This window comes from Streptomyces sp. NPDC057543, from assembly GCF_042801895.1.
Classification (GTDB): domain Bacteria; phylum Actinomycetota; class Actinomycetes; order Streptomycetales; family Streptomycetaceae; genus Streptomyces.
Map to the genome: position 1 here is coordinate 24,572 of NZ_JBHVFF010000033.1, position 18,205 is coordinate 42,776.

Here is an 18,205-nt window from a genome sequence, read left to right on the forward strand (position 1 = left end):
AGTAGCCGTACCTTGCGGGTCGAGTGCCGTGTCGAGGAGGTCCGCCATGCGCGTCATGCGTCTTCGCAGCACGAAAATCCCGGAGGACGCCGTGCACCACCCCGTCTTCGCCCGGATCTACGCCCGGATGAGCGTGGCGGCGGAGACCGGGGCGGGGCTGGCCGCGGTGCGCTCGGAGCTGTTGGCCGGTCTGTCCGGCCGCGTCATCGATATAGGTGCGGGCAACGGCCTGAACTTCGCGCACTACCCGCCTGCGGTATCGGAGGTGGTGGCCATCGAACCCGAGCGCAGCCTGCGGCAGTTGGCGGTGGCATCGGCGCTGCGTGCCGGAATTCCGGTGGATGTGGTGCCGGGCGTGGCGGAGGCCCTGCCGGTGAAGAGCGAGGCGTTCGACGGGGCGGTCACCTCGCTCGTGCTGTGCACCGTACGGAATGTGGAGCGATCGCTCACGGAGATCGTGCGGGTGCTGCGGCCCGGCGCCGAGCTGCGCTTCTTCGAGCATGTGCGAGCCGATGACCGGGTGATGGCAGCAACCCAGCGGGCACTGGACCGTACGGTCTGGCCACTGCTGGCGGGCGGGTGTCACACGGCGCGCGACACCCTGGCCGCCATCGAGAGGGCCGGACTCACGGTGGAGACCTACCGGCGGGTCAGAATGCCGGACTGGGGATTCCGGCTGCCCACGTCCGACTGCGTGCTGGGCGTGGCCCGGAGGCCGGCCGTGGTGGACTGACCCGTCGGTTCACCGCCGCGCAGCCCACCGCGCGCATCGGACACGTACAGCCCACGCACGCACCGGAAGCGTCCCGCGGGCCGGGGGCCTGTGATCCGGAGACCTCACAGACTCCACTGGCGCAGTTCGTCGGCGATGGCCCGGACGTCCGCCTTGCCCTCCTTCACCAGTCGGGCCAGGTCACGCACCTGCTCGGGCGAGGTGATGACCTTCAGCCCGGAGGCGACGAGATAGCCGTACGCGACAGCCGAGGAGAACATCGCGTTGGAGTGTTCGAGCGCGGGGACATGGAGCAGCAACTGCAGAAGGGCCGCGGCCCTGGAGTGCGGGTCGCTGTAGACAGGGCTGCCGAAGATCTCGGCCTCATGGCGGGCCACCGCGGCCACGAGCGCACCCCAGTCCGCGACCTGCGGATCGCCGGGAGTCTTGTGCTCGGCCACCATGAGCAGCCAGGAGAGGTCGATCTGGAGATTCAACGCGTGCCTTTGCGCTCCGGGCCGAACTCCTCGGCGAACACCGACTCGTACTGCTTCATGAAGTCGGCCGCGGCTTCGACAAAGGTGTGTCCGGCCTCGCCCGCATCCTGCTTCACGAGTTCCTCTATGTAGCGGTTCACGCTCATCCCCCTCTGTAGCGCGCGCTGTCGCGCGGCCTCGGCGGTGGCCTCGTCCACTCTCACATTCAACTGAGTCTTGGGCACAGCAACACGCTAGCGCGGGCGTGCTAGCACCAGCAAGAGGAGCCTTACGGTGCCCCGTACACCGGTCGTGCGTGACTGCACCTGCTCCGGTCGCCGCGTTGACCGCACCGGTCGTCCATGACCACGCGGTCGTGCATGCCGGCCCGGCCGCCCGTGACCACATGGTGGAATTCGTTCGTCGCCCCCGCCGTCCCGGTGATGGGATCCCGGCATGAACAACCTCGATGCCGACATGCACGACCTCGTCGTACGGACCGCGACACCGGCCGACCTCGACTCCGTCCTCGCCTTCTGGAAGGTAGCGGCCGAGGGAAACAGCATCAGTGACGACCGGGACGGGGTCGAGCGGCTGGTCGCCCGCGATCCGCGGGCGCTGATCCTCGCCGAGTCCGACGGCGTGCTCGCCGGAACGGTGATCGCCGGGTTCGACGGCTGGCGGTGCCACCTGTACCGGCTCGCGGTCCATCCCGACAGACGGCGCCGAGGAGTCGGCAGCGCGCTGCTCGCCGCCGCGGAGGAACGCTTCGTCCGGCTGGGCGGGCGACGCGGCGACGCGATGGTGCTCGACCGCAATGAACTGGCGCAGCACGCCTGGCGCGCCGCGGGCTACGGGCCCGAGCCACAGTGGAGCCGTTGGGTGAAACCCCTCACGGATTGAAGGATGACCACCCGAAAGGAGCAGCCTTCTTTGCCGATCCTTTACGATAGGTGGACTCCTGACCGATCCTTCCGAAAGGTGTGAGCGTCCGCCCATGGGCGAGCCCCCCAGTAGTCGACAGTCCCGGCACCGAGCAATCCTCCCGCCCCTGCCCGATCATGGGACGGAGGTGAACCGATGACCGAAGTGCTTCTGCTGCTTGTGGCGGTGCTGCTCTCGCTCGCCTGCGGTGCCTTCGTCGCGGCCGAATTCTCTTTGACCACTGTCGAGCGCGGCCAGCTCGAACGGGCCGTGGAACGGGGTGAGCGCGGCGCGGCGAGCGCGATGAAGGCCGTACGCAGCCTCACCTTCCAGCTCTCCGGCGCACAGCTCGGCATCACCGTCACCAATCTGGTGGTCGGCATGCTCTCCGAACCGTCCATCGCGAAGCTGATCCGCGGTCCTGTGGAGGCCGTGGGCCTGTCCCCGAGCGTGGCGTCCTCCGTCGCACTCGTCCTGGGAACCGCCCTGTCCACGGTGTTCCTGATGGTCGTCGGCGAACTCGTGCCGAAGAACTGGGCCATCTCCTCCCCGCTCGCCATAGCGAAGGCCGTGGCGACCCCGATGCGGGCCTTCACCGCCGTATTCCGGCCGTTCATCAGCCACCTCAACAACACCGCGAACCGGATCCTGCGCCGCCTCGGTCTGGAGCCCACCGAGGAGCTGGCCTCCGCGCGCAGCCCACAGGAGCTGGTGGCGCTGGCCCGGCACTCAGCGAAGGCGGGCGCGCTGGAGGCGGACACCGCGGAGCTGTTCGTCCGCACGCTCAACCTCGCGGAGCTGACGGCGGAGAACGTCATGACGCCACGGGTGCAGGTCACCGCGTTGGAGGTGCAGGCGACCGCCGAGGACGTCGCGAACGCCACCCGGGCGACCGGCCTGTCCCGGTTCCCCGTCTACCGCGGCAGCCTCGACACCGTCGTCGGTGTGGCGCACATCAAGGACGTGCTGGCCGTCCCGGCCGAGCAGCGGCCCCGGACCCGCGTCTCGGAGATGCTGCGCGAACCCTTGCTCGTACCGGAGACCCTCACTGTGGACCGGCTTCTGGACCGGCTGTCCGGCAAGCTCGCCATGGCCGTCGTCATCGACGAGTACGGCGGCACGGCCGGCGTCGTGACTCTGGAGGACATCGTCGAGGAGGTGGTCGGCGAGGTGCGCGACGAGCACGACCCGCACGAGACACCGGATCTGGCACCGGCGGGCGAGGACGCCGACGGTCGGACCCTGTGGTCGGCCGACGGCGCCGCCCGCATCGACCAGCTGAAGAGGATCGGACTGCGAGTGCCGGACGGACCGTACGAGACGCTCGCCGGACTCGTCGCCACCGAGGTCGGCCGCATACCCGCTGTGGGTGATTCGTTCGAGCTGGCCGGCTGGCGGGTCGATGTGGTGGACGCCTCCGGGCGCCGTGCCGCGCGGGCCCTGCTGCATGCGCCGCTGCCCGGCGACTGCGACGAGCGGACGGAGGACGCACGATGATCGCCGTCCAGCTCTTCATCGGGGCGATGACCCTGGTCGTGAACGCCTTCTTCGTCGGCGCGGAGTTCGCGCTGATCTCCGTACGCCGCAGCCAGGTCGAGCCCGAGGCCGAGGCCGGGAACCGGCGGGCCCGCAGCGTCGTCTGGGGCCTCGAACACGTATCGGCGCTCCTCGCGGCGGCGCAGCTGGGCATCACCCTCTGCACACTGGTCCTCGGCATCATCGCCGAACCGGCCATCGCACATCTGCTGGAGCCCGCCTTCGACGCGGTGGGTGTGCCGCACGGACTGATCCACCCGATCTCATTCGTGATCGCACTGTCCTTGGCGACGTATCTGCACATGCTGCTCGGCGAAATGGTGCCGAAGAACATCGCCCTGGCGGAGCCGGTACGGGCCGCGCTGCTGCTGGGACCGCCGCTGGTGACTCTCGCCAGGGCACTGCGTCCGGTGATCTTCGCGATCAACGCCTTCGCCAACGCACTGTTGAAACTCCTGCGCGTCGAAACGAAGGACGAGGTGTCCGCCACGTTCTCCGACGACGAACTGGCCCGGCTGGTGAAGGACGCCGGCGACGCGGGACTGGTCGACGACCGCGCGGCCGAACGGCTGCACCACGCTCTTGAGCTCGGCCGGCGCCCCGTGCGGGATGTGGTGCTGCCGGTGGAGCGGGTGGTGTACGCCCGGATCGGAACGACGCCGGAGCAGTTGGAACAGCTCTCGTACGAGACCGGTTTCTCGCGCTTTCCCGTGATGGACAGCGAGGAGCGGATCCTGGGCTATCTCCATGTGAAGGACGCCTTGGACGCCACACCGCGCGATGTGCCGTTCCCGGTCACGGCGATGCGGCCGATCGCCCGGGTGCGGGCCGCCACGCCGCTCGACGACGTACTGACCGCGCTGCGACGCAGCCGTACGCACCTGGCGGCGGTGCTCGACGAGGACGGTCGACTGGCCGGGCTGGTCACGATGGAGGACGTGCTGCGGGAACTGGTGGGCCGGACGCAGGCACGCTGACCGGTGAACCGAGGCGGTGGAGCGCGGCAGGGCGCAGGGCTCCGCGCGGGTCCGGCCGAGATTCCGCGCGCGTCCGGCCGCGGGGGGCTCCGCGCGGGTTCCGCGCGGGTCCGGCCGAGATTCCGCGCGCGTCCGGCCGCGGGGGGCTCCGCGCGGGTTCCGCGCGGGTCCGGCCGCGCCCCGTCCCGCGGAAGGACCACCGCTCACGGGAGGGGCCGCCAGTCATGAGAGCCGCCAGTCATGAGAGGGGACGCCGGTCGTGGGAGGACTGTCGCTCCGGGACCGTCAACGCCGGGTTGGTCCTGGGGCCCGGCTGCAGGCGGAGCGGCTGAGGACGCGGCCGCTCGCAGCCCACTGCCACGCCTCGTGCCTGGCCGACGTCGCCCGGAAGGGTTCGTGGACACCGCGATACGATCGCACCGTCATGGAATTGAATGCCTCCTACACCAGCCTTGTCGCGGTCGGCGACTCGTTCACCGAGGGCATGTCGGACCTGCTGCCCGACGGCTCGTACCGAGGCTGGGCCGATGTTCTCGCCGGACGGCTCGCGGTCCGTACGCCAGGATTCCGCTACGCGAATCTCGCCGTACGAGGCAAGCTGATCGGCCAGATCGTCGACGAGCAGGTCGATGCGGCGGCCGCCATGCGGGCGGATGTCGTCACGCTCGTCGGCGGTCTCAACGACACGCTGCGACCCAAGTGCGACATGGGCATGGTCCGCGGACGTCTCGAAGAGGCCGTGGAACGTCTCGCGCCCTCGTGCAAGAAGCTTGTGCTCATGCGCAGCCCCGGTCGCAACGGCCCGGTGATGGAACGATTCCGGCCGCGGATGGAGGAGCTGTTCTCCCTGGTCGACGAGTTGGCGGTCCGCCACGGTGCGTTGGTCGTCGATCTGTACGGGGCACCGGCCCTGGGCGATCCCCGGCTGTGGGACGTCGACCGGCTCCATCTGACCGCCGACGGGCACCACAGGGTGGCGGAGGCGGTCTGGCAGACGCTGGGGCTGCCGCCCGAGAACGACTGGCGCACGCCGCTCCCGACCTCCGTGCCCCCGGGATGGGCGATACGACGCGCCGAAGACGTCCGCTTCGCCCGCCGGCACCTGATGCCGTGGATCGGCCGCCGGCTGACCGGCCGCTCGTCCGGGGACGGGCGGACGGGCGCGCAGTACAACGCGGAACTGGGGACGGCATTCTGGGTCACCCCCGAGGATGTCCGCGACCCCGGCCCCGTGGCGACCTGGCGCCAGGTGGACGCGCCTCCGCTCTCGTAGCAACCCACAATCCGGACCGCGGCGCCGGCCTGCACGAACCGCCAGCAGGTACTGGCCGTCTCCAGGGTCGACAGCTTCAGGTCGACGTCCGTCCAGCGCATGCCGCGGACCTCAGCAGGCCGTAAGCCCATGAGGCTCAGCAAGAGGCCGGCGCCCGCCCCGGATCACCCGGCGGGCCGCGACTTTTGTGGTGGGGAACCGAGCACGTTCAGCAATCATCCAGAGCCAGCGCCTCACCGACTTGTCGCCCGATGTGATCGCTGAACCGGTCGCCGGGATCGGCCCGTTGTGCCACGAGCGACACCAGGAGGTACTCGCATCGTGTCCCCGTCGTCGGTCGATCGGCCATCGAGGATCACGAACGCTTTGCATGCCGCTGTCCGGGTGGCGGCGGCAAGGTCCGAGGCGAGTGCCGCAAGCATCCCGACGGTCTCCGCCACATAGCGGTAGACCGTGGCGATCCCCACGCCGAAGCCTGCCGCGAGCTGGGTGCAGTTGTCTCGGCAGCGCAGCCGGGCCGGCACGAGTAGGGTATGCCGGTCCGCCGGAAGCCGACGCCACCGCGTGCCGCGTTCGCGACGTCGGGCGCTCAGCAGGCCGGACAGGAACCGAAGGGTCCCTTCTGCCCATGGTGACCTCACCAACCACGACGGTCACGGCCAAAACCGCTCCGGCAGGACCGGAGACGGATCTGCGAGACCACCCCGGAAGGTACAATTCCGGCATATGGGTATACGGCGGCGGCTCGCGTTCCGCCAACATTCCTGGCAGGCCAGCGACGCCCTGCTGGCCATCCCGCTCGCTCTGATCGCATGCATCGTGCTGGCCGACGCAACGACCGGGTCCGACGTGCCGCTGGGGCCCCTGCTGATCGTGGCGCCCGCGCTCACCGCCTCTTTCGCCGGCCCCCTCGTGACCGCCGTGGTCGGAGTCATCGCCGTGGCGGCCCTGTTCGGCGTCGGCGTAGGGCTCCGCATCCTGACCACGGAGAGTATCGGTGCGCAGATCGTCGCCGTGGTGGTGGTCTCGGCGATCGTGACGGTGTTCCGGTGGCTGCGGGATCGGTACGGTCGTGAGCTGGCGCAGGTGCGGACGGTGTCGGAGGCCACGCAGCGAGCGGTGCTCAGACCGCTGCCGCGGCGGATCGGGCCGCTGCGGGTGGCGTCTGTGTATCTCGCGGCGGAGGAGCAGGCTCAGATCGGTGGCGACCTGTATGCGGCCACCCGCACCTCGGTCGGCACCAGGCTGATCATCGGGGATGCGCGGGGCAAGGGTCTGACCGCGATCGGTGATGCTGCGCTGCTGCTGGGTGCGTTCCGGGCGGCAGCACACCGGCAATCCTCCCTGCCCGACCTCATGGCCTACCTCGAGAACAGTGTGTGCTGGAGCATGGTGGAACCCACCGAGTCGGAGCAGGAAGGGGAGTGCTTCATCACCGCCGCAATCATCGACATCCCCGACGCAGGTGAGACGGTGGAGATGATCAGCTGCGGGCACCCGCCCCCCTTGCTACTACGCGACGGACAGGCCACCGCACTCAACGCCGGCCGCCCCGCGCCGCCACTGGGCTTGGGCGAGCTGACCACACCCCAGTACCAGGTGGACACCTTCGCCCTGGAACCCGCAGACCTGCTGCTGCTCTACACCGACGGTGTGATAGAGGCCCGGGACCCCGGCAGAGTCTTCTACCCGCTGGCCGAACGTGCCGCCTCCCAGGCACACGACAGCCCCCAGGCCCTGATCCACCACCTGCGCGCCGACCTTCTGGCCCATGTGGGCGGGCGCCTGGGAGACGACGCCGCCATGGTCTGCATCCAGCGCACCCCCGAGCCCGGGTCGAGGTCGTCGTAGTCGTGACTGTAGCCCCGGGCGCGCAGCAGCTGCTCATCGAGTCCCGCCTCTCCGGCTGGTGGTCCGTCGGTGCCTTCGACGCTACGGAGTCGTGTCGCCGTGGGGGACGGAGCGCGCCATCCGCAGCCAGATGCCGGTTGCCATCAGTTCGGGCACGCCGCGCCGGGGCTCGTCGGCGGTCGGGAGACGGCCATGCGGTTGAACTGCTCTTCATGCTCGAAGGATCAACGACCGCCGAACACGCGGCCCCTGCAACGCGGTGGAGGAACGGTGGGCCGCAGCCCCAGCCCCGGACGACGCGCCGCGCTCGACGATTTCATGGCCCGCCAGGTCGAATATTGCCTGTCGGCTGGCCCTGGTTGATTCGTTCAAGATCCAGTGCAGTCCCGTTGCCGAGGGACCAAGCCTCGATGTCGCGGTAGTGGATCGGCCCACGGCTTCGGCCGAGGTTACTGCCCACCAGGTGCAGACGTTCGGCACGCCACCGGCAGCCGGTGAATCCGGCGAGCCCTTCGGCGATTTCGCCCGCCGATGATCGATCTCCCCGGCGTGCACGGGCCAACGTCAGATGTGGGCGCAGGGGCCGATCCTCGAAGTCGACACCGCAGCTCTTGACCGCGGCACGCACATCGGCGGCCATCATGTGCAGCCCATCGAGGTCTCCGTCGATTCCGCTCCACAGCACCCGGTCGTCGAAGGTTCCACTGCCGCGCAGTGCCAAACAGAGTGGTTGGTGATCCGCTGCGAGGTTGGCGAGGGGCGGGCGCAGGAACGGAACTATTTCGGCCGGTAGCTCCCCGAGGAAGGCCAGGGTGATGTGCCAGTCCTCGATGCGGTTCCACCTCATTTGAGGGTGTGTGTCATAGGCGGGCCGCAACTCCCTGGCTAGTTCTTCTTTCGCGTGGTCGGGCGGGGCGAGGGCGATGAACACGCGAACGGTCGCGGGCTGAGTCTGTTCGTTCACACCGGACTTCGTACCGCATCATTCGGTGCTGGTAACTCCCTTGGACAGCGGACAACATCAAACCCTGTCCATAATTTGACTTCGAGGGCAAGGCCGCCGGGCAGCGCGCCTGGTGCGAGCACCGTGTCACGGACCTGGGCGAGCATCGGCTCCACCGGAGGACACAGCACCCTTCGGCCGGTCGGCGTGACGGACGAGCAGCACCTCACCGAGCCGGGCCTCGTGGTCCTGAACGTCACCGCCGACGACGAGCACACCATCCGTGCGGTGATGGACAGCCTGCCGCAGCGGTGGGCCACCTCCAGGATCACTCCGGCGCGGCGATCTCCAGGAGGGGCGGCGTGAGGGGCGGGTGTACGCGGACATCCGACGCCGTGTCACCACGGAGTTATGCGGCCGGCCGAGCCATGCGGGCCATGCTGTCGGGGCGGCGGCTGCGCGCGGTCTCAGCGCATCGTTCCTCTTTCGCCTCGGCCCGGGCGCGGTGTCCGGCGCGGGCAGCCCCCGGCCCGACGCCGCCCCGCGGCCTGGGCGAGCCGCGCGCAGGAGGGCTTTTCCCGGGGTCACTCGGCTTGTCCGGGGCTGCGTTCGGCGCTCAGCGGCTGACCGTTCGGGGTTGCCTGGGTGTAGGGGTCGGCTACGAGCTGATGCGGACGACCGCCGATGCGTATTGCGGATGGAGCGGGCGTCGGCGTGCCGACCTTCGGCGTCGAACAGCTCACACGACGCGCCCCCGCCCTTCACACGGTCGACGAGTACCGAAGACCCCAACCGCGGCTGCCCGGGCCTCCAAAGACGCGGCGCCGCCTGAGCCTCTATCAGGTGGTCCGCGAACTGCAGACCCTCGTCACCCTCTGGACCGGCGCCTGCCCCACCTGCCACCGCCACATACCCACCCCGATACCAACCTGGCCAAGCCCTACTGGCTTCGACTGCGGATCAACGACATCAGCAGCCCGTGGGTTTCGGGGTCGGCGGCGACGACAAGTCCGCGGTCTGACTGCCCGATCGGAGCGCCGTCGATCCCGGTGACCACACAGCCGGCGGCCCGGCACAGAGCGATGCCGGCGGCGAAATGCACACTCCCGGACAGGTCGCCGCCATCGGTGACGTACGCAGCACGCTTGCCTGCGGCGACCCAGGCCAACGCCAGCGTTGTAGACACGACTCGCGGCCGGAACCGTTCAACGAACCCGGGGTGGGCCAGCAGGTCCACGGCCCGGAATCCGGGCGCGCTCGGGAACGGCGGATCCAGGTTGACGTCCACCAGTCGGGTGGCGGACGTGGGTGCCAGCTGCTCATCGGCCCCGTCGTGCTGCACCCAGGCGGTCTCACCATCGGTGAAGAAAACTTCGCCACTGAACGGGTCGGCCACGGCAGCCGCCCCGTCTCGCAGCGCCACATTGACGGCCACCAGCATGTTGCCGACGGCATAGTTCAGCGTGCCGCACAAAGGGTCTACCAACCACTGACGGACGGCCTCGGCGGCACCTTGATGCCCGCCCTCCTCGCCGAGCACGGCATCATCGGGTCGAGCGGCACGAATGACGCCGAGGATCGTCTTCTCGGCCTCGACATCGGCGGCAGTGGCGAAGTCCCCGGCGCCCTTGTCGATGCGGGTGAGCCCCTGACCGTACATGTTGTGCACCACATCCGCGCCGGCACGTGCCGCAGCTATGGCAATGCCGGCATCGTCAAGGCTCGCGTATGAGTTGATCACGTCGTGCAGAATATCGGCGTCGAAGCTCCGTGCCCACCGCACACTGACCGAGGTTCCCCACTCCGTTGCCGAGCGAACGGTTCAGGGCGAAAAGCGCCCCGGCCGTCCCGGGGGGGCTAGCTGTATTGACCCGCAGGTCACGCGCTCTGCCAGCATCCGACACCGGCGAGAACGACGGTCACGGCCGCGGCCGCGGCCCTGACAGCCGCAAGGATGCCGCCCAGCTAGGCGCTCGGGCTACGGTCTTGCATGGGTTCGGCTCCCTTGATCGGAGGGTTCGTCTCAAGGCGCCGACGGTGCTGGAATCACCGGCCGGGGGCGTTTCGTCTCACGCGTGTCTCGCACGCTGTGTGTGAGGCTGTGGTCCAGGAGCCTCTGACCTGGACCTTATGTACTTTGTGGACGCTCACGAACCGCTGAAGACGACAGGTAAACTCTGGACACGTGACTGCTGTGTCTGCGAAGCCTCGCATCCCCAATGTCCTGGCCGGCCGCTACGCCTCCACGGAGCTGGCCGTCCTCTGGTCCCCCGAGCAGAAGGTGAAGCTGGAACGCCGGCTGTGGCTGGCGGTGCTGCGCGCTCAGAAGGACCTCGGGATCGAGGTGCCGGACGCCGCCCTCACCGATTACGAACGTGTCCTCGACCAGGTCGACCTGGCCTCGATCGCCGAGCGCGAAAAGGTCACCCGCCACGACGTCAAGGCGCGGATCGAGGAGTTCAACGCCCTCGCCGGCCACGAGCAGGTCCACAAGGGAATGACCTCCCGGGACCTCACCGAGAACGTCGAACAGCTTCAGATCCGGCTCTCCCTCGAGCTGATGCGCGACCGCACGGTGGCGGTCCTGGCCCGGCTCGGCAAGCTGGCGGGCGAGTACCGCGAGCTGGTCATGGCCGGCCGCTCCCACAACGTCGCCGCCCAGGCGACCACGCTCGGCAAGCGCTTCGCTACCGCGGCGGACGAGCTCCTGGTGGCCTACGGGCGGCTTGAGGACCTGCTGGACCGCTACCCGCTGCGGGGCATCAAGGGGCCCGTGGGCACGGCCCAGGACATGCTCGACCTGCTGGGCGGCGACGCCGGAAAGCTCGCCGACCTCGAGCAGCGCATCGCTGCACACCTCGGATTCGCTCAGGCCTTCACGTCGGTCGGCCAGGTCTACCCCCGCTCACTCGACTACGACGTGGTGACCGCGCTGGTACAGCTGGCCGCGGCACCCTCGTCGGTCGCGAAGACGATCCGCCTGATGGCCGGGCACGAGCTGGTGACCGAGGGCTTCAAGCCCGGCCAGGTCGGCTCGTCCGCGATGCCGCACAAGATGAACACCCGCTCGTGCGAGCGCGTCAACGGCCTGATGGTGATCCTGCGTGGCTACGCGTCGATGACCGGTGAACTGGCGGGCGACCAGTGGAACGAGGGCGATGTGTCCTGCTCCGTGGTCCGCCGCGTGGCGCTCCCCGACGCGTTCTTCGCATTCGATGGTCTGCTGGAGACTTTCTTGACGGTGCTCGACGAGTTCGGAGCGTTCCCGGCCGTTGTCGCCCGTGAACTCGACCGCTACCTGCCGTTCCTCGCCACGACCAAGGTCCTGATGGGTGCGGTGCGCGCCGGTGTCGGCCGTGAGGTCGCTCACGAGGCGATCAAGGAGAACGCGGTTGCCTCGGCCCTGGCCATGCGCGAGCAGGGCGCCGAGCGCAACGAACTGCTCGACAAGCTGGCCGCCGACGATCGCATCCCGCTGGACCGCGCACAGCTGGACGCGCTAATGGCCGACAAGCTCTCCTTCACGGGGGCGGCGGGCGACCAGGTCAGCGCGCTGATCTCGCGCATCGAAGAGATCACCAAGCAGCATCCCGAGGCCGCCGGGTACGCGCCCGGCTCCATCCTCTGACGGCCGCCACCACACCCGGATGACACCCGAAGAGCTCCAGGCCGCCCGCGACCGCACCGTTCCCGATGTGGTCGCGGGCGGTCTGCGTGTTCTGTTCTGCGGGATCAATCCGAGCCTGATGACAGGGGCGACGGGCCACCACTTCGCCCATCCCGGCAACCGGTTCTGGCCGGTACTCCATCGATCGGGCTTCACCCCTCGGCAGCTGAAGCCGGCGGAACAGACCGAGCTGTTGCGTTACGGCCTGGGCATCACCAATGTGGTGGCCCGGGCCACCGCACGGGCGGACGAGCTGTCCACCGAGGAGTTCCGAGAAGGTGGACAGATCCTCGCGGCCAAGGTCGAGCGACTGCGACCGCAGTGGCTGGCCGTCGTGGGGGTCACCGCATACCGCACGGCCTTCGGCAGACGGACCGCCCGGATCGGTCCGCAGGACCACACGATCGGCGGCGCCCGCGTCTGGGCCCTGCCCAATCCCAGTGGTCTGAACGCCCATTGGACCACTCAGACAATGGCGGACGAGTACAGGCGTCTCGGCGCCTTCGTCGAGCACAACACCCTCACCACCGAAGAAGCCTGACAGCCTCGGCAAGTACACAAAGACTCGACACCGATGGCCACATAGCTGTGGCTGCGACAGCGGTCGTGGCTGCGACTGCGACCGCCATCTTGCTGTGGAGGTGTCCGTGCCTGACCACAGCAAAGGAGGCCGGAGGGCTGACCGGCCCCTCCTTCGACCAGCCTGTCCGTAGGCGGTCGAGCCCGCCAACTGGCCGACTCGACTACCGAGGCCCGTCGCTGGGCGAGGCGGGCCGAGGCGGGGCCGTCACTGACAGCGGGTCCCGAGCTTACTCACAGCGCATTCCTGCCGGACCCAACGACGATTGCCGCGTTCCGTCTCAGTGGGCAGTGGCCCGCGCACGTCGCAGCGGATAGATCTCCGTCACCACAACGCTCAGCTCCCACCGATGAGGCAGGGTGAAGTACGAACGCCGACGCGGACATGAACATGGACGCGGGACGCGGGAGCCGATTATGCGTCTCTGCGCCGGATCGCCCACCAGCCCGCCAGCAGTGCGGCCGCTGCCCACGCGGCAGTCACGGCGAGGCCGCTCCAGGGACCGAGACCGTCGGTGGGGTTCTGGTGGAGCACCAACTGCCCTGCCCGGTCGGGCAGATACTGCGCCACTCCACCCGCCACATCTCCGACCACGAAGGAAACGATGAGAATGAACGGGATGAGCAGGCTGAGGACGGCCACAGCGCTGCGCAGCAGCATCGTCACCCCGGCCGCGAACAGAGCCATCAGGGCCAGATATATCCCACCACCGAAGGCTGCCCGCAAGGCACCCGGCTCCCCCAGGCCAATCGCGTACTTGCCCATGAACATCTGTCCCACCAGAAAGGCGCTGAAGCTGGTGACAAGGCCGACGACAAGAGCCGGCACACCGACGAGGGCCATCTTGGCCGCGTAGAAGACGCCGCGGCGCGGCACGGCGGCGAGTGATATCCGCAAGGCACCGTTGACATACTCGGACGAGATCGCCGTCGCCCCGAAACTGATGGCCGCGACCTGGCCGAAGTTCAATGCGTAAAAGGCGCCGAAGAGCAGCTCTGTGTCAGCCCTGTCGGCCTCGGACTGGCCGACGCTGGCACATTTGAGCACGGTGATGGCGAGCGTCACGAGAAGGACCGCTATCAGGGATCCGATGACGGAGCGCACCGATCTGATCTTGATCCACTCAGAGTGCAGCACTGCTGTGGTCGACACGGTCAGCTCTCCTGTCGCTTCGTGGACGAAGTAGCCGCGGCGGAGAAGTCCATCGCGTCAGCGGTGAGGTCGAGGTAGGCCTGTTCCAACGTGGTTTGCTCGTCCATGAGTTCAAGCACGGCAATACCTGCTGCAGCGGCTATCGCACCGATCTCCCCGGCCTTGGCCCCGTCGACGGACCACCGCCCGTCGCCGTCGTGCGCAGGCAAATATCCCTTACGGATCAGGACATCTCGCAGGCGAGTGGGTTCGGTCGTGCGCACTCGTACCCGGGGCCGGCTGCGGGAGTCCAGGAAGTCCTGCATCGGCAGGTCGGCAAGGAGTCGGCCCCGGCCGAGGACCACCAAGTGGTCGGCGAACGAGGATGTCTCGTTCATGAGATGGCTTGAGACCAAAACTGTGCGGCCCTCTCGGGCGAGCCGCTTCATCAGCTCACGGATCCAGATGATGCCTTCCGGATCCAGTCCGTTGGACGGCTCGTCGAGCATCACGACCTCCGGGTCACCGAGCAGCGCGGCCGCTATGCCCAGCCGTTGTCGCATGCCGAGCGAGAATGTCTTGATGCGTCTTCCGCCGACCTGGCCGAGGCCTGCCTCCTCCAGGACTTCGTCCACTCTCCGAGCCCCCATGCCATTGCTGACCGCGAGGGCCAGCAGGTGATTTCGCGCGGTACGCGAAGCGTGGGCGGCCTGCGCGTCGAGCAGGGCGCCCACCTGGCGCAGCGGATCGTCGAGCGTGGCATAGGGCTGCCCGTCGAACGTAGCTGTGCCGCTGGTGGGTCGGTCGAGGCCGAGAACGAGTCGCATGGTGGTTGACTTACCGGCACCGTTGGGGCCGAGAAAGCCGGTGACTCGACCGGGGCGCACGCTGAACGTGAGGCCGTCCACGGCACGGGTCTTGCCGTATTCCTTTGTGAGCTCGTGGACGTCGATGCTGGTCATGTCCTCAGACTCGCGGCCGCGCCGGGTTCCTGGCCTCCCCCGGGGGTGGGGATCATCTCCCTCGCTCGGGGGAGCCGTCGCACCCGTGCGGACTGACACGATGACAGCATGTTCCGTCTTCTCCGCCCGCTGGCCGCCTCTGCCACCTACTCCCGATGGTTGCATCTCCTCATCCCGGGGGCGGCCTGCAGCGTGTGGCTCTTCATCTCCATGGACACGCCGTGGGCGCCCATGGTCTTCGCTGTGCCGGTGGGGTTGTTGCCCGGCATGCGGCTGGCCGAGGGCGTTCAGGCACAGCTCCTGCTCACGCCTGCGGAGCGGGGCAGGCCCGACGCCACGATTTCCGCAACCGCTGCGACCACTTGGTCGGATCGCTGGCGAACCGTGTTGTGGCTGGAGATACGCCTGCTGGTCGCCGTCGTCGTAGGGTTCGCAACGGTGTGGCTGTCGGGGACAGCGGTCGATCTCGTCCTCACCGCCTCGGGCACCGGCCCGAGCGGCCAGTGGCTGGTCCGCGAAGTGGAGCCGCACTGGTGGTACGCCCTGCTCTCGCCCCTGCCCATCCTGGTGCTGCTGGCCGTGGTCGTGGCGAGTGGCGAGCTCGTCACTGCCACCGCACGTCGGCTCCTCGGCCCCTCGCCGGTGCAGCGGCTGACCGCCCTGGAGGAGCGCACCGAGCAGTTGCTGGAGCGCAACCGCATCGCCCGGGAGCTGCACGATTCGATCGGGCACGCGCTGACGGTCGCGGTCGTTCAGGCGGGTGCGGCACGTGCGGCTCGCGACCCGGAGTTCACCGAGCGAGCACTTGTCGCGATCGAGGAGACCGGCCGGGAGGCACTCGACGATCTGGAGCGGGTCCTGCGGGTGCTGCGCGAATCTGGGGCTCCGGTGGGACAGCAGCCGACCCTTGCGGAAGCGGACCGGCTCCTGGACTCCGCTCGTGGTTCGGGGGCGAAGATCGATGCGGATGTATCCGGTCCGCTGGAGCAGGTTCCGGGGGCGGTCTCCCGTGAGGGATACCGCATCCTTCAGGAGTCGCTCACCAATGTGCTGCGTCACTCCGGGACGGTTCCCGTCCGGGTACGGATCAGCGTCACCAACGGCCGGCTGGAGTTGGAGGTGACCAATCCGCTGACCGGGTCGGCTGGTACACCTGGAGGTGGGAGCGGCTTGCGGGGCATCCGTGAGCGGGCCGCCTTGCTGGGCGGAATAGCCAAGACAGGTGCGCACGGCGGCGTTTGGCGGGTGCACGCAAGCCTTCCGTTGAACGGCCTAGGCTGACCTGATGCCGGTTACCGTTCTTCTGGTCGACGACGAACCCCTCGTCCGCGCGGGATTGCGCGCGGTGCTTGAGGCTCAGCCCGATATCGAAGTTGTGGGCGAGGCGGGTGACGGCGCCGCGGTGATCCCGTTGCTGCGTCAGCTACGCCCCGATGTGGTGGCCATGGACGTCAGGATGCCGTTGATGGACGGCATCGAGGCGACCCGGGTGGTGCTGCGCACCGTGCCGGATCCGCCGAAGATCCTGGTGGTCACCACATTCGAGAACGACGAGTACGTGTACGAGGCGCTGCGTGCCGGAGCGGACGGTTTTCTCCTCAAACGCGCCCGGCCCGCAGAGATCGTGCATGCGGTGCGCCTGGTCGCAGAGGGCGAGTCGCTGTTGTTCCCGGCGGCGGTCCGGCAGCTCGCCGCCGAGTACGGCACGAGCAAAGCGCGGGCGGCCATGGACCGGGCTTCACTGACCGAGCGGGAGGCCGCGGTGCTCCGGCTGATGGCCCGTGGTCTGTCGAACGCGGAGATCGCAGCCAAGCTCGTGGTCGGTGTCGAGACGGTGAAGACCCATGTCAGCGCCGTACTGGCCAAGCTGGGTGCGAGGGACCGCACCCAGGCGGTGATCGCTGCTTACGAGTCGGGGTTCGTCGCGCCGAGCTGAGGACCGCCGCCTCGGGATGTCTGTCCCGGCCCACGGTCGCCCTCTACCCGGGCAGCGAGTACGATCCGCCTGACATGCGCACGAGCTGGGAGGACACACCGTGGGCCGGCTGACCGGTGGGGATCCGTCGCTGCTGCGACGTATCAATTCCGCGGTGGTACTGCATGCCCTCCGGGGCGCCGACTCCCCCACCCTCACGGACCTCACCCGGATCACGGGTCTGTCCCGGCCGACGGTCGAGGGCGTCATGGAGGGGCTCTTCGAAGCCGGACTGGTCGTCGAGTCGGTGCCCGACGGCGGCGAGGCCCGGCGGCAGGGGCGGCCGGCCCGCCGGTTCCGGTTTCGCGCCGAGGCGGGGCATCTGCTCGGCATCGAGATCGGCCCACACCGGATCTCCGCTCTGCTGTCGGGGCTCGACGGACGGATCATCGGGGCGGGATCGCGCGAGGTGTCGGAGACGGCCTGCGCCGACGACCGGCTCGAAAAGGTCAGGGCCGTGGTCGCCGATGTTCTCCGGCGGACGGGTGTGGCCCGGAGCAGTCTGCGTGCGGTCGGCATCGGCAGTCCGGGCATTGTGGAGGCCGACGGGACCGTTCGGCTCGGCACCGCACTGCCGGACTGGACGGGTCTGGCGCTGGGCGAGCGGCTGAGGCGCTCCTTCCGCTGTCCCGTCCTCGTGGAGAACGACGCCAATGCGGCGGCGGTCGCGGAGCACTGGAAGGGCGCGGCCACCGAAACGGACGACATCGTGTTCGTCCTTGCCGGGCTGAGCCCGGGCGCCGGTTCGCTGATCGGCGGAAGGCTGCACCGGGGTTTCGGCGGTGCGGCGGGGGAGATCGGCGCGCTGCATCTCCTCGGCCGCGAGGCGACGCCGGAGAGGCTTCTGTCGACGACGGACACGCCATTGGACCCGTTGGACGAGCCTGCGGTCGCCGCTGTGTTCGCGGAGGCACGCCATGGCGATGCCCGGGCGCAGGCGGCGGTGGAGCGGTTCATTCAGCGTCTGGTGCACGATGTCGCGGCGCTGGTGCTGGCGCTGGACCCCGAGCTGGTGGTGATCGGCGGTTGGGCCGCGGGGCTGGACGGTGTGCTGGACCCGCTCCGCCGTGAGCTGGCCCGCTACTGCCTCAGGCCACCGCGGGTCACGCTGTCGCTGCTCGGCGAGGCGGCGGTGGCCACGGGCGCCCTGCGGCTCGCTCTCGACCATGTCGAGGAGCAGCTTTTCGCGGTGGAGGGA

The 18,205-nt window shown here is 68.9% G+C and carries 18 protein-coding genes and 1 pseudogene; 12 read left to right on the forward strand and 7 right to left on the reverse strand.

The annotated features are described in order from the left end of the window. The first annotated feature begins 55 nt into the window (after window positions 1–55). Complete coding sequence (locus ACFU8Q_RS08745) at window positions 56–733, forward strand: class I SAM-dependent methyltransferase (protein ID WP_384449863.1); 678 nt, start codon at window positions 56–58, stop codon at window positions 731–733. A 104-nt stretch (window positions 734–837) separates the two neighbouring features. On the opposite strand, the gene ACFU8Q_RS08750 is transcribed toward ACFU8Q_RS08745, so the two are convergent. Together ACFU8Q_RS08750 and ACFU8Q_RS08755 are read right to left on the reverse strand one after the other, a co-directional pair. Beyond that, window positions 838–1,209, reverse strand: a complete 372-nt coding sequence (locus tag ACFU8Q_RS08750; protein WP_384449812.1) for a fic family toxin-antitoxin system, toxin component — start codon at window positions 1,207–1,209, stop codon at window positions 838–840. After that, on the reverse strand, window positions 1,206–1,433 hold the full coding sequence (locus ACFU8Q_RS08755) for an antitoxin (RefSeq protein ID WP_384449815.1): 228 nt from the start codon (window positions 1,431–1,433) through the stop codon (window positions 1,206–1,208). Before ACFU8Q_RS08755 ends, ACFU8Q_RS08750 begins: the two co-directional genes overlap by 4 nt. A 232-nt stretch (window positions 1,434–1,665) precedes the next feature. On the opposite strand from ACFU8Q_RS08755, the gene ACFU8Q_RS08760 reads away from it, so the two are divergent. The 4 genes from ACFU8Q_RS08760 (at window position 1,666) to ACFU8Q_RS08775 (ending at window position 5,898) form a co-directional block, all read left to right on the forward strand. Beyond that, entirely contained in the window at window positions 1,666–2,091 is a 426-nt protein-coding gene (locus ACFU8Q_RS08760; RefSeq protein ID WP_384449865.1) for a GNAT family N-acetyltransferase, read from the forward strand. Between the two features lie 177 nt (window positions 2,092–2,268). Beyond that, entirely contained in the window at window positions 2,269–3,609 is a 1,341-nt protein-coding gene (locus ACFU8Q_RS08765; protein ID WP_384449819.1) for a hemolysin family protein, read from the forward strand. After that, window positions 3,606–4,625: a hemolysin family protein gene (locus ACFU8Q_RS08770; RefSeq protein WP_384449822.1), complete on the forward strand. Its 1,020-nt coding sequence runs from the start codon at window positions 3,606–3,608 to the stop codon at window positions 4,623–4,625. The genes ACFU8Q_RS08765 and ACFU8Q_RS08770 overlap by 4 nt, the downstream gene beginning before the upstream one ends. A gap of 424 nt (window positions 4,626–5,049) precedes the next feature. After that, window positions 5,050–5,898, forward strand: coding sequence for an SGNH/GDSL hydrolase family protein (locus ACFU8Q_RS08775; RefSeq protein ID WP_384449825.1), 849 nt, complete (start codon window positions 5,050–5,052; stop codon window positions 5,896–5,898). 344 nt (window positions 5,899–6,242) lie between these two features. Here the strand turns inward: ACFU8Q_RS08775 and ACFU8Q_RS08780 are convergent. Beyond that, window positions 6,243–6,542, reverse strand: a pseudogene (locus ACFU8Q_RS08780) (transposase family protein); the annotation flags it as partial. Window positions 6,543–6,624: 82 nt separating this feature from the next. Here ACFU8Q_RS08780 and ACFU8Q_RS08785 point away from each other — a divergent pair. Next, window positions 6,625–7,749 carry a PP2C family protein-serine/threonine phosphatase gene (locus ACFU8Q_RS08785; protein WP_384449828.1) on the forward strand — a complete coding sequence of 375 codons (1,125 nt, stop codon included), beginning with the start codon at window positions 6,625–6,627 and terminating at the stop codon, window positions 7,747–7,749. A 316-nt stretch (window positions 7,750–8,065) separates the two neighbouring features. On the opposite strand, the gene thpR is transcribed toward ACFU8Q_RS08785, so the two are convergent. Continuing rightward, complete coding sequence (gene thpR, locus ACFU8Q_RS08790) at window positions 8,066–8,713, reverse strand: RNA 2',3'-cyclic phosphodiesterase (protein WP_384449832.1); 648 nt, start codon at window positions 8,711–8,713, stop codon at window positions 8,066–8,068. 123 nt (window positions 8,714–8,836) lie between these two features. Between thpR and ACFU8Q_RS08795 the strand changes: the two genes are divergently transcribed. Then, on the forward strand, window positions 8,837–9,058 hold the full coding sequence (locus ACFU8Q_RS08795; RefSeq protein WP_384449835.1) for a DUF6207 family protein: 222 nt from the start codon (window positions 8,837–8,839) through the stop codon (window positions 9,056–9,058). 574 nt (window positions 9,059–9,632) lie between these two features. On the opposite strand, the gene ACFU8Q_RS08800 is transcribed toward ACFU8Q_RS08795, so the two are convergent. Further along, window positions 9,633–10,433: an inositol monophosphatase family protein gene (locus ACFU8Q_RS08800; protein ID WP_384449838.1), complete on the reverse strand. Its 801-nt coding sequence runs from the start codon at window positions 10,431–10,433 to the stop codon at window positions 9,633–9,635. 444 nt (window positions 10,434–10,877) lie between these two features. Between ACFU8Q_RS08800 and purB the strand changes: the two genes are divergently transcribed. Then, window positions 10,878–12,320, forward strand: a complete 1,443-nt coding sequence (purB, locus tag ACFU8Q_RS08805) for an adenylosuccinate lyase (RefSeq protein ID WP_384449842.1) — start codon at window positions 10,878–10,880, stop codon at window positions 12,318–12,320. A gap of 19 nt (window positions 12,321–12,339) precedes the next feature. Continuing rightward, window positions 12,340–12,900 carry a G/U mismatch-specific DNA glycosylase gene (mug, locus tag ACFU8Q_RS08810; protein ID WP_384449845.1) on the forward strand — a complete coding sequence of 187 codons (561 nt, stop codon included), beginning with the start codon at window positions 12,340–12,342 and terminating at the stop codon, window positions 12,898–12,900. A gap of 453 nt (window positions 12,901–13,353) precedes the next feature. Here mug and ACFU8Q_RS08815 read toward each other — a convergent pair whose 3' ends face one another. Then, a complete protein-coding gene (locus ACFU8Q_RS08815) occupies window positions 13,354–14,097 on the reverse strand; it encodes an ABC transporter permease (protein ID WP_384449868.1) in 744 nt (247 codons plus the stop codon). Further along, the gene (locus tag ACFU8Q_RS08820; RefSeq protein WP_384449848.1) at window positions 14,094–15,032 is read right to left on the reverse strand and encodes an ATP-binding cassette domain-containing protein; all 939 of its coding nucleotides are present in this window, start codon (window positions 15,030–15,032) and stop codon (window positions 14,094–14,096) included. Before ACFU8Q_RS08820 ends, ACFU8Q_RS08815 begins: the two co-directional genes overlap by 4 nt. Before the next feature lie 108 nt (window positions 15,033–15,140). Between ACFU8Q_RS08820 and ACFU8Q_RS08825 the strand changes: the two genes are divergently transcribed. The 3 genes from ACFU8Q_RS08825 to ACFU8Q_RS08835 all read left to right on the forward strand — a co-directional run. Next, window positions 15,141–16,313 carry a sensor histidine kinase gene (locus ACFU8Q_RS08825; protein WP_384449851.1) on the forward strand — a complete coding sequence of 391 codons (1,173 nt, stop codon included), beginning with the start codon at window positions 15,141–15,143 and terminating at the stop codon, window positions 16,311–16,313. Between the two features lie 4 nt (window positions 16,314–16,317). Further along, complete coding sequence (locus ACFU8Q_RS08830) at window positions 16,318–16,968, forward strand: response regulator (RefSeq protein WP_384449854.1); 651 nt, start codon at window positions 16,318–16,320, stop codon at window positions 16,966–16,968. Between the two features lie 100 nt (window positions 16,969–17,068). After that, the coding region (locus ACFU8Q_RS08835; RefSeq protein ID WP_384449857.1) for an ROK family protein at window positions 17,069–18,205 on the forward strand (1,137 nt) is incomplete at its 3' end.

Excerpts from the sequence above, each read along its gene's own strand:
- ACFU8Q_RS08745 (WP_384449863.1), top strand. The coding sequence starts at position 56 with ATGCGTCTTCGCAGCACGAAAATCCCGGAGGACGCCGTGCACCACCCC.
- ACFU8Q_RS08760 (WP_384449865.1), top strand. The coding sequence starts at position 1,666 with ATGCACGACCTCGTCGTACGGACCGCGACACCGGCCGACCTCGACTCC.
- ACFU8Q_RS08765 (WP_384449819.1), top strand. The coding sequence starts at position 2,269 with ATGACCGAAGTGCTTCTGCTGCTTGTGGCGGTGCTGCTCTCGCTCGCC.
- ACFU8Q_RS08770 (WP_384449822.1), top strand. The coding sequence starts at position 3,606 with ATGATCGCCGTCCAGCTCTTCATCGGGGCGATGACCCTGGTCGTGAAC.
- ACFU8Q_RS08775 (WP_384449825.1), top strand. The coding sequence starts at position 5,050 with ATGGAATTGAATGCCTCCTACACCAGCCTTGTCGCGGTCGGCGACTCG.
- ACFU8Q_RS08785 (WP_384449828.1), top strand. The coding sequence starts at position 6,625 with ATGGGTATACGGCGGCGGCTCGCGTTCCGCCAACATTCCTGGCAGGCC.
- mug (WP_384449845.1), top strand. The coding sequence starts at position 12,340 with ATGACACCCGAAGAGCTCCAGGCCGCCCGCGACCGCACCGTTCCCGAT.
- ACFU8Q_RS08820 (WP_384449848.1), bottom strand. The coding sequence starts at position 15,032 with ATGACCAGCATCGACGTCCACGAGCTCACAAAGGAATACGGCAAGACC.
- ACFU8Q_RS08825 (WP_384449851.1), top strand. The coding sequence starts at position 15,141 with ATGTTCCGTCTTCTCCGCCCGCTGGCCGCCTCTGCCACCTACTCCCGA.
- ACFU8Q_RS08830 (WP_384449854.1), top strand. The coding sequence starts at position 16,318 with ATGCCGGTTACCGTTCTTCTGGTCGACGACGAACCCCTCGTCCGCGCG.